General features: G+C 68.1%; 14 protein-coding genes. 5 read left to right on the forward strand and 9 right to left on the reverse strand.

Annotated features, from left to right (window positions below; translation table 11 throughout):
• Positions 1 to 22: 22 nt before the first annotated feature.
• Positions 23 to 1,399, forward strand: coding sequence for a hypothetical protein (locus OHA70_RS17100; RefSeq protein ID WP_328335150.1), 1,377 nt, complete (start codon positions 23 to 25; stop codon positions 1,397 to 1,399).
• Here OHA70_RS17100 and OHA70_RS17105 read toward each other — a convergent pair.
• Genes OHA70_RS17105 through OHA70_RS17125 form a run of 5 tightly spaced genes read right to left on the reverse strand, consistent with a single transcriptional unit; the run spans position 1,362 to position 4,292 of the window.
• Complete coding sequence (locus OHA70_RS17105) at positions 1,362 to 1,973, reverse strand: hypothetical protein (protein WP_328333651.1); 612 nt, start codon at positions 1,971 to 1,973, stop codon at positions 1,362 to 1,364. The two genes, OHA70_RS17100 and OHA70_RS17105, sit on opposite strands and share 38 nt — an antisense overlap.
• Entirely contained in the window at positions 1,970 to 2,593 is a 624-nt protein-coding gene (locus tag OHA70_RS17110; RefSeq protein ID WP_328333652.1) for a hypothetical protein, read from the reverse strand. The genes OHA70_RS17105 and OHA70_RS17110 overlap by 4 nt, the downstream gene beginning before the upstream one ends.
• Positions 2,590 to 3,213 (reverse strand): hypothetical protein, encoded by a 624-nt coding sequence (locus tag OHA70_RS17115; protein ID WP_328333653.1) that lies wholly within the window; start codon positions 3,211 to 3,213, stop codon positions 2,590 to 2,592. The genes OHA70_RS17110 and OHA70_RS17115 overlap by 4 nt, the downstream gene beginning before the upstream one ends.
• A gap of 28 nt (positions 3,214 to 3,241) precedes the next feature.
• A complete protein-coding gene (gene arfB, locus OHA70_RS17120) occupies positions 3,242 to 3,667 on the reverse strand; it encodes an alternative ribosome rescue aminoacyl-tRNA hydrolase ArfB (protein ID WP_328333654.1) in 426 nt (141 codons plus the stop codon).
• Positions 3,668 to 3,671: 4 nt separating this feature from the next.
• On the reverse strand, positions 3,672 to 4,292 hold the full coding sequence (locus tag OHA70_RS17125) for a TetR/AcrR family transcriptional regulator (protein WP_328335151.1): 621 nt from the start codon (positions 4,290 to 4,292) through the stop codon (positions 3,672 to 3,674).
• A 70-nt stretch (positions 4,293 to 4,362) separates the two neighbouring features.
• On the opposite strand from OHA70_RS17125, the gene OHA70_RS17130 reads away from it, so the two are divergent.
• Positions 4,363 to 4,845 carry a cupin domain-containing protein gene (locus tag OHA70_RS17130; RefSeq protein WP_328333655.1) on the forward strand — a complete coding sequence of 161 codons (483 nt, stop codon included), beginning with the start codon at positions 4,363 to 4,365 and terminating at the stop codon, positions 4,843 to 4,845.
• A gap of 45 nt (positions 4,846 to 4,890) precedes the next feature.
• Here the strand turns inward: OHA70_RS17130 and OHA70_RS17135 are convergent, their stop codons facing one another.
• From OHA70_RS17135 to OHA70_RS17150, 4 genes are all read right to left on the reverse strand, one after another.
• Complete coding sequence (locus OHA70_RS17135) at positions 4,891 to 6,231, reverse strand: UDP-glucose dehydrogenase family protein (protein WP_328333656.1); 1,341 nt, start codon at positions 6,229 to 6,231, stop codon at positions 4,891 to 4,893.
• Positions 6,232 to 6,310: 79 nt separating this feature from the next.
• Complete coding sequence (locus OHA70_RS17140; protein ID WP_328333657.1) at positions 6,311 to 7,573, reverse strand: hypothetical protein; 1,263 nt, start codon at positions 7,571 to 7,573, stop codon at positions 6,311 to 6,313.
• Positions 7,570 to 9,615, reverse strand: coding sequence for a right-handed parallel beta-helix repeat-containing protein (locus tag OHA70_RS17145; RefSeq protein WP_328333659.1), 2,046 nt, complete (start codon positions 9,613 to 9,615; stop codon positions 7,570 to 7,572). The genes OHA70_RS17140 and OHA70_RS17145 overlap by 4 nt, the downstream gene beginning before the upstream one ends.
• Entirely contained in the window at positions 9,612 to 10,979 is a 1,368-nt protein-coding gene (locus tag OHA70_RS17150; RefSeq protein WP_328333661.1) for a glycosyltransferase, read from the reverse strand. Before OHA70_RS17150 ends, OHA70_RS17145 begins: the two co-directional genes overlap by 4 nt.
• 380 nt (positions 10,980 to 11,359) lie before the next feature.
• Here OHA70_RS17150 and OHA70_RS17155 point away from each other — a divergent pair, with 380 nt between their 5' ends.
• The 3 genes from OHA70_RS17155 (at position 11,360) to OHA70_RS17165 (ending at position 13,879) form a co-directional block, all read left to right on the forward strand.
• Positions 11,360 to 12,436 carry an OmpA family protein gene (locus tag OHA70_RS17155; RefSeq protein ID WP_328333663.1) on the forward strand — a complete coding sequence of 359 codons (1,077 nt, stop codon included), beginning with the start codon at positions 11,360 to 11,362 and terminating at the stop codon, positions 12,434 to 12,436.
• 156 nt (positions 12,437 to 12,592) lie between these two features.
• The gene (locus OHA70_RS17160; protein ID WP_328333665.1) at positions 12,593 to 13,072 is read left to right on the forward strand and encodes a TlpA family protein disulfide reductase; all 480 of its coding nucleotides are present in this window, start codon (positions 12,593 to 12,595) and stop codon (positions 13,070 to 13,072) included.
• A gap of 33 nt (positions 13,073 to 13,105) precedes the next feature.
• A complete protein-coding gene (locus OHA70_RS17165; RefSeq protein WP_328333667.1) occupies positions 13,106 to 13,879 on the forward strand; it encodes an RDD family protein in 774 nt (257 codons plus the stop codon).
• The last annotated feature ends 192 nt before the right edge of the window (positions 13,880 to 14,071 follow it).

Genomic DNA, 14,071 nt, shown 5'->3' on the forward strand with positions numbered 1-14,071 from the left:
GGTAGATTGCGCGATTGTGGCGATGGAATCGGGGACGTTGCTCACTACGGTGGGTCGCGCGGGGGCTTTGTTCGGGAAGGCTTGGCCGCGGTTGCTGGCTGTGTTCCTGATTGCGCAGCTCGCGCATCGGGGGCTGCAGTGGGTGGCTGTCCAGGCGGGGGCCAAGGCCGAGGCGGCCGGGATCGCGGTGCTGGCGTTGCTGGTGGTGGTTTCGCTGGCGATGTACGTGACGATGTTCCTCGTACTCCGCGGCGAGCTCCCCTTCCACCGGAGAGCAGTCGCCGAGGGCGTGCTGGCCCCTGACGGCGTCGAGCCGGGCAAGGAGCACCGGCCCATCGACGCGATGGCGGCGGCCCTGCTGCCGTTCCTGGCGTTCTACGCCGCGTACAAGTTCCTCCAGAACGAGGCGCTCGACTACGAGTACCAACTGGCTGTCCACAAGGCCAACGACACCTTGGCGACCGTCCTCAACGGCGGCACGGTCGGCGGCCAGGCGACCGGGCTGCAAGCGCTGTCGACCTGGCTGTTCATCGGCCTCGGCGTCTCGGCGTACCTGCTGCGGTTCTTCTTCAAGCGGAAGAAGAACGCCGCCGCCGGCCCGGTCCGCCGGCTGTTCGTCGCCTATCTCGAGGCGCTCTGGATCTTCGTGGTGATCTACCAGGCCTCCTCCTTCATCCCGTCGCCGAAGGACTGGCTGAAGGACCGCCAGGTCGCCGCCTGGGTGCACGACGGGTACGTCTGGGGACTCGACCACGTGCTCGGCGTCGAGAAGGTCCGGGAGGTCTGGGACACCGTCACCGGATTCGTTGCCGCCGGCATCGGTGACCTGTGGAACGCCGCCGTCTTCCCGCTGATGTGGATCACGATGACCGCGGTGATCTACGGCCGGGCCGTGCACAAGGCGGAGCCGGGCGAGCGGCGCTGGCGGTTCGACCGGATCACCCACCGCTGGCAGCAGACGCCGAAGATCGTCCGGGTGGCCGGCAACTCGGTGGTGTCGGACTGGAAGGACCGCTGGACCCCGGTGGCCGAGGCGTTCCGGCTGGTGGTCCGGTCCGGGCTGCGGCCGATGCTGGGCTACTTTCTCGCCTGGGCGGTGGTCACCTTCCTGGCCAGCGAGGTCTGGATCTTCCTCAAGCTCTACGTACTCGGCCCGCACACCCTGCCGTTCTGGCTGGTCATCGACGAGCCGCTGAACCTGGTCACGGACGGCCTGAAGATCATGCTCCAGGTCAGCCTGCTGGCGGCGGCGTACGACCGGATGATCGGCGGCCTAGCGGGCTACCTGAAGACCAAGACGCACGCGGCCCACGCAGCGCCTGGTCCGCAGGTGGACAAGGGCGTCGCGGACCTGACCGCCGCTACCTCGGGAATGCCAGATACTCAGGAAGTTTCGTAGCCCAGGTGACCGTCGGCTCGACCGACGACGCCACCGAGGTCGGCACGATGAAGATCGCCACCGCCTCGAACGGCTTCCCGGCCACCGGCTTCAGGAAGTACGGCGCGATGCGCGGGTCGCGATAGCTCGCAGGCTTGTCGTCATACCCACCCGTGCAGCCGGTCGGCCGGTCCTGGAACTCGTCCTCCAGGATCGACTCGTCCCAGATCCGCCCGTCCGGGGCCCGGAGGTGGATTTGGCAGCCGCTCAGCTTCTCGAGGTCTTTCAGGTCGGCCACCTGCATCCGCAGGTACACCCGCACCCGCGTCGTCCCGGTCGGCAACGTGCTCGGTACGGCGTTCTTGCGCACCGGCTGCGGATCGAGCTCCACGCTGGCGGCGTACCAGGTGGCTTCCTGGTACTTCGTACCGCCGGCCGCCACCGTCACGGCGTCGCGCGGCTCGGCGTCGTACCAGCTCTTGTAATCGGACCGCGTCGTCCACCAGCCGGCCAGCGGCACCGTGATGACCAGCGACAGCAGGGCCGCCGTGTTCTTCCGGAACCACCCCGGCCGGGCCCGTCGCGCGCTGCTCACAACGCATCCGCGGCGTTGATGATCACCACGTCCTTGCGCAGACCGGCCACCTGGTCCTTCTCGACGCCGAGCGGGATCGTTGCCTGCGGCTCCAAATCGTTCAGGAACGGCTTCTCCATCACCTGCAGCACCGCCCCCGGCAGCTTGTCGGCCGGCATCTCCACCACGAACACCCCACGGGCGGGGATGTCCGGCGCGAACTGGAACCCGGTCAGGTCGACGTCGTCGAGCCCGACCCGGTTCGCGCCGAGGTAGACGGTCCCGTCGGACGCCTTGATCGCCACCTTGCCCAGATGGATCGGCTCGTGCACCGCCGTCACCTCGGCCTCGACCACGACGAAGTCGGACAGCGACTCACGGTCCGGCGCGGACTTGGGGATCCGCAGCTTCTTGCCGACCTGGACACCCTTCACGAGCAGGTCGAACCGCGGCGTCTCGAGCAGCTTGCCGACGGCACCGTTCACCGGGACCGGGTCCTGGATGTCCTTCTGGGTCGGCGTCAGCCGGTACAGGCCGATGATCGCGGCCAGCACGACGAGCACCAGTCCGTAGTTCAGCAGCTTGCGCAGCCGGCCGTTGCGCGGGGCAACTTCCAGCGGCGGCGGCACATCCGCGCTCACTTCGTGTTGTCCTTCACCTTGACGGTGCTCTCGGCCGCGATCTTGTCCGCCATCCACTTCTCGTGGTGGTCCAGGATCGACTCGTCGGTGTGCTCGTAGTGCTGCACGGTGAGCTTCACCTCGGCCGGCAGTTCGGTGATCTTCGGCAGCTTCCAGACGTACGCGACGTCCTCGCCGAACTCCGGCGTCAGTACCGGCGTGGGCGTCCCGTCGCGCAGGTTCGTCGTGCCGATCGGGGCATCGGTGTCCTTGATCCCCGGTACGCCGATCAGCCGGACCAGATCGGGTGGCGGGGTGATGCCGGTGTCGTCGGTCACCTTGAGCTTGGTCACCACGGCGATCAGCGCGCCACCGTCATCCGGCTGGAACAGCGGCTTCAGGTGCTTGACCGTGACCACCCGCTGGATCGTCACCTCGAGCTGGCCGCTGTCGATCGCCGTGCCGGCCGCCACCTGCGGAGTCTCGTCAGCCGCCTTCTTCAGGCCGCCGAACGCCGCCGAGATCGCCAGCAGCACCACGCCCGCGCTGATCCCCCAGGTCTTCAGCGACCGGCCGCGCACCTTCAAGTCCTGCAGCTCCGGCAGTTCCTCGCCGTCACCGCTCCCCGTTGCTTCTGGCACGCCCGAAGCCTAACGACCCAAAGGGGCGTCAGTCGGTGGGCCGTCCCCTTAGGCGCTTGGTGTCACCGCGGCGCTTCTTGTCGTCCAGCCGCCGGCGGACCGCGTTCTTGCTGGGCCGGGTCGGCCGCCGCTTCCGGGGCGGGGCCGCGATCGCCTCCCGGATCAGCGCCGCCAACCGGGTCCGAGCCGCCTCCCGGTTGCGCCACTGTGAGCGCTGCTCGGACGCCGCGATAGTCAGTACGCCGTCGACGAGCCGCGAGCCGAGCCGCTCCAGCGCACGGGCCTTCAGTACTTCGCTGAGCGCCGTGCTGGCCGCCACGTCGAAGCTGAGCTCGACCCGGCTGTCAGTGGTGTTCACCGACTGCCCGCCCGGGCCGCTCGACCGGGAGAACCGCCAGCTGAGCTCGGATTCCGGGATGACAACGCCGTGGCGCACGATCAACCCGGTTTCCATGGGGCTATTCAATCAAAGGGCCCAGTGGTGGCGGGGATCCAGCCAAGGTGGCGGCCAGCAGGGACTGTGCCGACCACTTCATCAACCGGACCGCCTCGGCGTGCGGCAGTTTCGCCACATCCAGCAGCCAGCTGAAGGCTTCGATCCCGGCGACGCTCCGGATCGCGATCGCGAGCTGATGGACGGAATCGGCCGGCAGTTCGTCCCGGAGCGGCAGCAGCGCTTCTTCGATCCAGTTGATCGCGCGGCCCTGGCGCAGCGGGAGGGCCGCTCGCTCGGCGGGATCGGCCTCGAGGGAGAGCCGGAGCATCGTGCGTTGCTGCTCCTCGGTCTCGACGATCAACGCGATGAAGGTGTCGATCACGACCGCCAGACGCTGGCTCACATCGCTGGGCGGATCCGCCGGGAGCAAGGAGGTGGCCGTGGTCTCGGGATGGGCGGCCGAGAGCAGGGCGCGCTGGTTCGGGAAGTACCGGTACGCCGTTGGGCGTGACACCTCCGCGGCTGCCGCTGCCTGCTCGACGGTCGGTGTCACCCCGGCGGCGACCAACTCGCGGGCCGCGGCCACCAGGGCGTCTCTGGTGCGCTGCTTCTGCCGGCTGCGGCCACCGGTCTCGTAGGGCATTGACACAATGCCGATGATACCCCAGTCTCGTGGTGAGACCTAAGTATCATAAGCGGGAGGGGTGGACGTGATGAGTGGATTCGTCAGGGCAGCGGACGATGGCGAGTTGCGGTGGTTCTCCGGGGGTGGGGTGCACCGCTGGATGGCTACCGCCGAGCAGACCGACGGGAGCTATCTGCTGTTCGAGGACCGGATGGAGCGCGGCAAGGTCACGCCGCTCCACTTGCACCCCGACGCGGACGAGTCGATGTACCTGCTGGAGGGGGAGATCCTGATCCACCTGGACGGCGTCGAGCATCGCGTGGGTCCGGGCGGCCTGGTGATGGTGCCGCGAGGGACGCCGCACGCGTTCCTGGTGACGTCCGAGACGGCGAGGATGCTCTGTCTGATCACGCCCGGCGTCGGTCAGGAGTTCTTCTTCGACGCCAGCGAACCGTACGTCGAAGGCGTAGCGCACGAGGTCGACTTCGCCAGGATCCAGCAGTCGGCCAAGACCAACGGCAGCACCGAGATCCTCGGCCCGCCGCCGTTCGCGAAACTGCCGGTGGGGTAGTGCCCCGGCGCCGACCTGGGAAGGCCGGCGCCGAGGCGGAAGCCATCAGGCCGCGGGGTCCACGGCGCGGCCGAGGGCGCGGTAGTCCCAGGAGGCTGCACGCCAGGCGACCGGGTCGAGGGCGTGCCGGCCGTCCACGATCGCCCGGACGGCCACGATCTCGCCGAGCCACTCGGGGTCGATCTCGCGGAACTGGTCCCACTCCGTCAGCAGCGCCACGACCTGCGCGCCCTCAGCCGCCTCTGCGACGCCCGAGGCGTAGTGCAGGTCCGGGTACGCCTTACGTGCGTTGTCCATCGCCTGCGGGTCGTAGACGCGCACGATCGCGCCTTCGGCCTGCAGGAGCCGGGCCACGTCCAGCGCCGGCGCGTCCCGGATGTCGTCCGAGTCCGGCTTGAACGCCGCCCCGAGCGCACAGACCGTCACACCCTCCAGCGAGCCGCCGGCCTGCGAACGGATCAGGTCGACCGTCCGCTGCCGCCGCCGCTGGTTGATCGCGTCGACCTCGCGCAGGAACGAGACCGCCTGCCCGACGCCGAGCTCCTCGGTGCGGTGGATGAAGGCGCGGATGTCCTTCGGCAGACATCCACCACCGAACCCGAGTCCGGGCCGCAGGAAGCGGCCGCCGATCCGCGGGTCGTAGGACAGTGCCGCGGCCAGCTGCTGCACGTCGGCGCCGGTCGTCTCGCACACCTCGGCCATCGCGTTGATGAACGAGATCTTCGTGGCCAGGAAGGAGTTCGCGGACACCTTGACCAGCTCGGCCGTCGGCAGATCGGTCACCACGACCGGTACTTCGGCCTCGAGCAGCGGAGCGAAAGCCGCCTGCAGCTGCTCCAGTGCCCAGTCGGACGCGACCCCGAAGACGAGCCGGTCCGGCCGCATCGTGTCCTCGACGGCGAACCCCTCCCGCAAGAACTCCGGGTTCCAGGCCAGCTCGACCTGGTCACCGGCCGGCGCCGTCGACTGGAGCAGTTCGGTCAGCCGGGCCGCGGTGCCGACCGGGACGGTCGACTTGCCGACCACCAGCGCGCGCCGGGTGAGGTGCCGGGCCAGATCGGTCACCACCGCGTCGACGTACGTCATGTCGGCCGCGGGTGAGTCCTTCATCTGCGGCGTACCGACGCAGACGAAGTGCACGTCGCCGAACTCGGCCGCCTCGGCGATGTCGGTGCTGAACCGGAGCCGGCCGGTCTCCAGTGCCTTGCTGAGCATCTCGGGCAGCCCGGGCTCGTAGAACGGGACGCGGCCGTCGGCCAGGGCCGCGATCTTCGCCTCGTCGGTGTCGATGCCGAGTACGTCGAAGCCGAGTACGGCCATGCAGATCGCGTGCGTTGCACCCAGGTAACCGGTGCCCAGAACGGTGATGCGTGGCTTGGCAGCCATCAGAACCCCCCATAGGTTCGCAGGTGGAAGCTGTCCGTCCGGTCTCTCGCCGGGCGGACGGTCGGGTGGAGTCGATGTGTTATTTGCAGGGAATGTTGCTGAGGCCTTCGCCGGCCCCGGTAAATTTGTTGTCACAGGCAACGACATTGGAAGCGGGCTGGCGCAGCGCGATCGCCAGGCCGGGGCCGTCCACGGTCGCGATGTTGCCGGTGAACACGTTGTGGTCACCCCAGCCCTTCAGGATCTGGTGGGTCTGGAAGCCGTCCAGGGTCGACTTCGTCCCACTGTTGCCCTTGATCAGCCAGTTGTTGCCCTTGACATCCACCCAGGAATCGGCGCCGCTCAGCGCCGAGCCGTCGAAGGTGTTGCCCTCGACCAGCCCCCCGGTGGTGCCTTCCTTGATGTCGACGGCCTCTGAGGTGACCTGCGAGATCTTGTTGCCCTTGACGACATTGCGGTCGCTGCGGTCGGGCTGGCAGTTGTTGGTCGTGCACCAGTTGCTGACCGCGGAGCCGATGTAGACGCCCTCGCCGAACTTGTCCCGGCGCTGACCCGTCTTGGAGATGGTGTTGTTCAGGACGACGTTGTCCGTACTGTTCGCGCGCAGGTGGATCGCCTCGTCACCGATGTCGTGCACGGTCAGACCCTGCACGACCGACCCGACGGTGGTGTCGGCCATCACGCCCTTCTGACCGTTCGTGACGGTGAACCCCACCAGCCGCCAGTACTTGGCCTTGTTCAGGTGGAAGACGTACCCACCCTTGATGCCGTCGCCGTCCAGTACTGCGCCCGCTCCGCCGCACAACCAGATCGGTTGTGCCGCGGTACCAGAGGCCTGGGTGACGAACTTCCCGGTGTACGTGCCGTCCTCGAGAGCGATGCTGGTCCCGGGGGCGGCCTTCGACAACGCTTCTTCGAGGCTCTTGGTGTCCTGCACCGTGACGGTGGCCGCCGGGCAGGTGACCGGTGACGAGTTCGGCAGCGGTCCTTGGCCTGCGGCCGCCGCGTTGGCGATCACCGGCGCGTCTTCCGGCTTCTTCTTGCCGTCGCCGCCCTCGCCGTCGTCCGGAGACTCGCTCTCGGTCGGCTGGGTCGCTGGTGTGCTGGCCGGGTCGCTCGGCTCGTCGGTGATGTCCGGGATGCTCGGCTCCGGCGGTACCGACGGAATCGATGGCCCGACTGATGGCAGTGGAGCGGATGTGTGGTCGTCCGGCCAAGCGGCGGCCACGATGCCGCCACCGACCAGCAGGACCGCCCCGGCCGCACTGCCGGCGATGATCAGCTCACGCCGGGACAGCTTGTTCAGCCTGGTCAGTTCGAGCAGCCGGCTCAGCCGGGTCATCTGGCTCCCAAGTGGTTGTTGTTGTCGCCGGCGACCGGGACCGCGCCGGCCGGCACGCTCCTGCCATCGGTCACCGGGCGCTTGTCGGCGTACGGGTGGACGACCTTCCGGATCCGGCGCGAGCCCCGGGCGGCGGTGAAGATCAGCAGGGCGGCGAGGCAGATCCACATCGCGGTCAGCGGCTGCAGGAACCGCTTCAGGGTGACCACGAACGGCGTGGTGTCGTGCCAGTTGTCCTCGTCGTTCTTCCAGCGGTGCATGTTGACGTCCGCGGCCCGCTTGGTGTCGATCGCGCTCGGGCCCCGGCCGCTGATGGTGTTCTCGGTGACCTTGGTCTCGCTCACCGAGCCGACCAGCGAGATGGCGTGCGAGTCGGCGTCCGACATCGTGTTGCGCTGCACCGTGGCGGCCGAGTCGCGCAGGTACACGCTGGTGTTGCCGCCGCTGATGATGTTGCCGGTGACAACGGACTTGGTGACGCCGTCGCGGATCGCGATGCCTTGCCGGATCGGCTCGGTGACCCGGTTGCCGACCACCGAGACGTCCTCGGCGCCGCCCCGGACCACGACGCCCATGTCGTTGCCCTGCAGGTCGTTCGCGTTGACGCCGATGTTGGTGCCGCCGATCACCTCGACGCCGTACCGGGCGTTGTCGATCAGCTTGCTGTTGGACACGGTGTTGTTGCCGTAGCTGCCCAGGCTGGAGCCGGTCGCGCTCGGTCCGTCGGCCAGCGGCAGGCCGGACATGGTCAGCCCGTTGCGGTGGTTGCGGCTGGCCTCGATCTCGGACAGCACGATGCCGGTCGTTGCCCTGGACAACACGAAACCGTCACCGGCGTTGCCGTCGGCGGTACTGGAGTCGATCACGGCGTTGGTGACGTAGCGGTGCATCACGATGCCGTCGACCAGGCTGTCGTCGAACTTGCTGTCCCGGATGTCGAGGCCGTTGGCGCTGGCCGCGAACAGCCCGAACGCGTTCCGCTTGATCGTGGTGTTCTGGATCAGCGCGGAGACGTAGCTGTACTCCGGATCCGCGATGTCCACCTCGGGCAGCGGCAGCTTGCCGGCCGGGAGGACCTGGCTGAGGCTGTTCTTGCCCGCGCCGTTCAGTCCCGTAGTACCGGGGTCGGCCTTCTTGCCGGCGTCCTTCTCGGCCTGGCGTTCCTTGGTGGCGCGCTTGCCGACCCGCATCGTCTCGCCGAGCTTGTCCAGCGATCCGCTGTTGGGGCGGTCGGTACCGGTGAGCGACAGCCCGCCGGTGCGGCCGCTCCAGAAGCCGAGGTCGGACAGTTCGGCGTACCGGAAGCGGACCTGGCCACCGAGCGAGCGGATGTAGGCCCGGCCGTCGTTGGTCAGCGTGTCCGGGCCGTCGGTGTCGCGGTTCCAGCTGGAGATCCGGACCGGCCGGCCGTTCGCACCCTGGACGTTCAGCACGCCGCCGTAGTTGACGATCGAGACGAAACCCTTGTCGTCGCTGGCCAGTCGCAGCGTGAGGCCGCCGGACGAGGCCAGGTTCAGCGTCGCGCCGTTCTGGATCACGACGTGCTCGGACAGCAGGTAGCCGCCGTCCGGCTGCCGGATGAAGGTCTGCGGGGCGAGCCCGAGCAGGTCCTTGATCGTGTAGACCTCACGGCGCGGCGTCAGGACCAGCGTGTACGCCGAACCAGTGGCGATCCGGTACGGCGAATTGAGGGACGTCTTGCTCCACCGGGCCAGCGAGTCGACCGTGCGGACCTCTACCAGGCGGCGGTCCTCGTCGGCGACGTACGCCGCTTCGGCCTCCGGGTCACCCGGGTAGGGGAGCCGGTCGATCGCCTTGTCGTCCTTGGCCTCGCCGGGTGTGGTCGGCTGGGTCGCGTCCGGTGGCTGCGGCTTCGGGGTGGTACTGGGCGTGGTCGCGCTGGGCTTCGGTGTTGGCGACGGTGTCGCGTTGGGCGAGCCGGAGGCGGTGGTCTGCAAGAGGACGAACCCGGCAATACCGAGCACTCCGACCACGGCGACGGCCCGGAGGCCCTTGCGGCTCTTCTTCTTGGGCTCGGTCATGACGCGGGCTCCGTCTGCAGCTCGGCGGACGCGTGCTTGGGGCGGTTCGCTTCGTTGTGCATGGCCGGCTGCAGTTGGCCCGTGGTGGTGGTGTTCTGGTTCGGGCGGATCAGCGAGGCCGCGTCCTGGCCCTCGCCGCCGATGGTGTCCTCGGACCGGGTCAGCCAGCCCTGCTTGTTCATCGTCACGAAGGCGTACAGCTTGATCGGCAGCGCGATCAGGATGACGGTGACGGCGATCAGCGGCAGCAGCACGATCTCGCCCGGATGTCTGCGCAGGTGGGAGATGCCGCGGATGCCGCGGGCGATCGTCATCCAGACCGCGGCCAGCGCGAAGCTCTGCCAGGTCCAGTCGAGCCGGCTGAAGACCATGTAGCCGATGGTGATGCCCATCGTCACCGGCGTCAGCAGGATCTGCAGCACGGTCACCTTGGTCACCAGCGGGACCCGCCACAGCCAGCCCTTGTAGACGGCCGTCAGGTAGCAGCGGTACGAGTTGCGGCTCCAGCGGATCCGCTGCTTGGCAAAGGCGCGGAAGGTGGAGGGGAACATCGAGAGCGCCTTGGCCGACGACTGGTGCACGGTCTTGTAGCCGGAGGCGAGTACCAGCCAGGTCAGCCGGCCGTCGTCACCGGCGATACAGCGCCGGCCGAGGAAGAACTCGTTCTCCAGGTTCTCCAGCACCGGCATCACGACACTGCGCCGGTACGCGCCGGTGCGGCCCGAGACGCAGGCGACCGCGCCGGCCGCGCCCATCGCGGGCACGTAGTCGTAGTACCGGAGGTTGACCAGCCAGTTGGCGACCCGGCGCCAGACGCTGGTGGTGCGCTCGTGCACGTTCTGCTGGGTGCTGACGGCGCCGACCTCGGGGTCGATGAACGGGCGCTGCACAGCCTTCAGCAGGCCGGGCTCCCAGCTCGTGTCCGAGTCGACCAGCAGCAGCACGTCGTAGGAGGCGGCGCGGATCCCGACGCCGAGCGCGGAGCGCTTGCCGGCGTGCTTGAACAGGATCGGGTTGATCCGCGGGTCGTCGAGCGCGACCAGCCGCTCATAGGCCTCGGTGTCCGCGACGTCCAGGACGATGATGATCTCGTCCGGGTTCTGCGCTCGCCAGCTCTCCAGGCAGCGCATCAGGATGTCGGGATCCTCGTGAAAAGAAGGAACCACCACCGAGGTGGTGGTGGTGAAGTCGTTCTCGATCGGTTTGGCCAGCCGGGACAGAAAGAAGCGGTACAGCCAGAGCGCCCAGACCACAATTCCGGCGGCTGCCAGCGGGACCAGATTTCGCCATTGCGAAAGATCGTCCATGGACAATGAGAAATGCGTGATGCGATCCCAGATGTCAGCCAGGCTGAATCGGCTCATGGGCGTAGTGAACACAATCATTCCTTAATCCCCCCACCGCACGAAGCGGTCGAATGTCACCCGGCCACACCCCTGGGACGGGTGACGCCTCGGCCGAGCCTCACGTCGGCCGTTCCCTGCGACGGCTGCGGACAGTTACCAACCTGACCGCGGCCTCCGTCGAAAGTAGTCGCCGTCGCCGCCGCCGTCAACGCGGTGCGACCAGGTCGAAACTAGTCGGATCCATGGCCGAGCACCCGTGAAGTCAGGATCGTTCACGTAACATTAATCGCTGGGTAACACGTGTTGACGTGGCATTTCCGCCGGTTCCGGCCGCATGCAAGACTTGGCCAATGCGGAATACGTCACGGGTGGTGAGGAGTTGTTTACTCGCGATTGCGGTGACGACTGCTCTGGCGGCTTGCAACGACACCGAAAAGCCCTCCTCCGCGGGTTCCGTCCCGCCGACCGGGCCGTCCTCGGTGACCGCTCCGTCGACTCCTGGCACGCCGTCGACGACCGGTACGACGCCCACGCCCAGCCAGGATCCGGAGTGTGTCCCGGGCGCCGGGCGGACCGTCCGGAAGCTTCCTGGAGTCAGTGTGGCCGAGGTGGTCGTCCCGCCGCTGACCTATGACGACAACGGCACCCAGAAGACCGCGGTCGAGGGATTCACGGTCCCGGCGCAGGTCATCGACGCCGGCTGCGTGATCCAGTACGACGCTCCCGGTGGCTGCCTGGGCGCGGTCAAGATCACCGGCGCGACGATTCCGCCGGTGACGATCCCGGGCAGCATGCTGGCCGGGAGCCAGAAGGAGTTCCCCGGGGTGACCGTGCCCGGCAAGGCGCTGCCTGCCGTGACGTCGCCCCAGATCTGCCAGGTGAAGATCAATGGCGTGCTGCCCACGGTGACCCGCAAGGGCGTAGTACGGCGTGGGGAGTCCAGGAACGGCGCCGCCCGGCCGGGTGGCTTCGTGAAGGGCGACGGGACCGTTCCTGACCTGCGGATACAGACAGTGAAGGTGCCCGAGGTCAGGCTGCCCGACGTGGATGTCGATCCTGCCCGATTGGAGTCCCGCAAGCTGCCCGGGCAAGAGAAAGTCGAGGTTTTCACCGGCGAGGGCAAGATCTCCTACGTCGCTCCCGGTGACGTCCTGTTCGACACCGACAAGGCCACCATCCGTCCGGATGCGGCCAAGGCGCTGCATGCGATCGCGGTCAAGATCAAGGGAGAACATCCGGGCGCGAAGCTGCGGGTCGAGGGTCATACCGACGATCGCGGCGACGCGACGTACGGGCTGAAGCTGTCCGAGCGGCGGGCCCAGGCGGTCGCGCAGTACCTGATCGGGACCGAGCACTTCGCCGCCGCGCAGATCACCACCAAAGGCTTCGGGGAGACCGCCCCGGCCGTTCCGAACACCTCGGATGCCAATCGGCAGAAAAACCGCCGGGTGGTCATCACGGTCGCATCAAGGTAAGGCTTACCTGTCAAATACCCCTTGGCGCCCAACGCCCGTTTGAAATGCCGCCGAGTTTGTCCCGGGCCGGTCGCCGAGTTCTCCATTCTTCGCCGTTCGGTCCACAGGGTGAACGACCGGTTGAGCGTAATCAGGACCGACGTACGCTGGATTGTCATGAGCCCCGGGATCATCGTGCTGGTCAGCGCCGTCGCCCTCGGCGTCGTGCTGAGCGTGCTCAAGTCCCGGTTCGACGGCCGGTTCCGCGGTACCCGCGCGGTCCGGGCAGCTGGTGAGAAGGAAGCAGTGGACGACGCGACATCGGCAGCGGACCGGATCTCGGCCGCGGACCTCGGTACCGGGCTCGGCGAGCGGGCCACCATGCTCCAGTTCTCGTCGGCCTTCTGTGCGCCGTGCCGGGCCACCCGGCGGACGCTCGTCGAGGTCGAGGCGATGGTCCCCGGCGTGAAGCACGTCGAGCTGGACGCCGAGTCACACCTCGAGCTGGTCCGCCGGCTCGACATCATGCGGACCCCGACGGTGCTGGTGCTCGACGCGACCGGCGCGATCGTCACCCGCGCGAGCGGCCAGCCCCGCAAAGCCGACGTGATCGCCGCTCTGGGGACCGCCGTCGATGCCACCATCAGCCCCGGATAGCGGGCTGGACCACCGGTACGTGATGCTTTGGCGATGAGCTTCCCGGCTGGCTGGTACGACGATCCGCAGGACCCGACCCAGCAGAGGTACTGGGACGGCGGGTTCTGGACGGACTACCGCCGGCCGCGCGAGGGCCCGCCGCCGTATCAGGGCCAGTTCGGCCAAGGTGGTGAGCCTGCGCAGGATGAGCCTGGCTTCGGACCGGGGCTCGGGCAGCCGGGGATGGGGCGGCAGGGGTACGGGCCGCAAGGCCATGCCCAGCAGGGATTCGGCTACGGGCCGCGGGTGCCGTCGACCCCGGACGGCCAGCAGCTCGCCGGCTGGTGGAAGCGCGTGGCGGCGCGGATCATCGACTCGATCATCGTGTTCGTGATCGGCCTGCCGTTCACCGGCTACTTCTTCTACCGGTACATCCAGGCGGTCAACGACAGCGACATCTTCGCTACGCCGGCCGCTGGGGCCACGCCGAGCTTCGAGCTGCCGGTGGAGATCTACCAGTGGGCCATCCCGCTGTCGATCATCGGCCTGCTGGTCGAGCTGGCCTACTCCTACTTCTTCCTGACCCGGACCGGCGCGACGCCGGGCAAGAAGGCGATGGGGCTCAGCGTGCGGCTGCGCGCGGTCCCCGGTCCGCCGACCGGGTCGACGGTGCTGAAGCGCTGGGCCAGTACCAGCGTGTTCGGCTTCATCTGCGGCTGCCTGAGCCTGGTCGACGTGCTCTTCCCGCTCTGGGACGACAAGAAGCAGGCGCTGCACGACAAGATCGCCGATACCAACGTCGTGGTCGGGCCGCAGCAGCGCCGGTGAGCCTGACCAGTATGTGATCAGTTGTCTCACCAGATGGGACCATTGCTGGCGGTCACCGATGGTTTCCGTACTCTCGGAACCGTGGAGTACACGACATGGCTGACCAAGCGCAGGGCAGTGGACAACTGCCGCATGCGCTCGTCCCTGTGTCGTACCCACTGACCAGGCGGCGTCCCGAGCGCTCCGGAACCG

Source organism: Kribbella sp. NBC_00382 (assembly GCF_036067295.1).
In the GTDB taxonomy this organism is placed as follows: domain Bacteria; phylum Actinomycetota; class Actinomycetes; order Propionibacteriales; family Kribbellaceae; genus Kribbella.

Bases quoted from the DNA above. Each gene is read 5' to 3' on its own strand.
- arfB (WP_328333654.1), bottom strand. From the start codon at position 3,667: ATGGAAACCGGGTTGATCGTGCGCCACGGCGTTGTCATCCCGGAATCC.
- OHA70_RS17160 (WP_328333665.1), top strand. From the start codon at position 12,593: ATGAGCCCCGGGATCATCGTGCTGGTCAGCGCCGTCGCCCTCGGCGTC.
- OHA70_RS17150 (WP_328333661.1), bottom strand. From the start codon at position 10,979: ATGAGCCGATTCAGCCTGGCTGACATCTGGGATCGCATCACGCATTTC.
- OHA70_RS17165 (WP_328333667.1), top strand. From the start codon at position 13,106: ATGAGCTTCCCGGCTGGCTGGTACGACGATCCGCAGGACCCGACCCAG.
- OHA70_RS17100 (WP_328335150.1), top strand. From the start codon at position 23: ATGGAATCGGGGACGTTGCTCACTACGGTGGGTCGCGCGGGGGCTTTG.
- OHA70_RS17140 (WP_328333657.1), bottom strand. From the start codon at position 7,573: ATGACCCGGCTGAGCCGGCTGCTCGAACTGACCAGGCTGAACAAGCTG.
- OHA70_RS17135 (WP_328333656.1), bottom strand. From the start codon at position 6,231: ATGGCTGCCAAGCCACGCATCACCGTTCTGGGCACCGGTTACCTGGGT.
- OHA70_RS17130 (WP_328333655.1), top strand. From the start codon at position 4,363: ATGAGTGGATTCGTCAGGGCAGCGGACGATGGCGAGTTGCGGTGGTTC.
- OHA70_RS17125 (WP_328335151.1), bottom strand. From the start codon at position 4,292: ATGCCCTACGAGACCGGTGGCCGCAGCCGGCAGAAGCAGCGCACCAGA.
- OHA70_RS17145 (WP_328333659.1), bottom strand. From the start codon at position 9,615: ATGACCGAGCCCAAGAAGAAGAGCCGCAAGGGCCTCCGGGCCGTCGCC.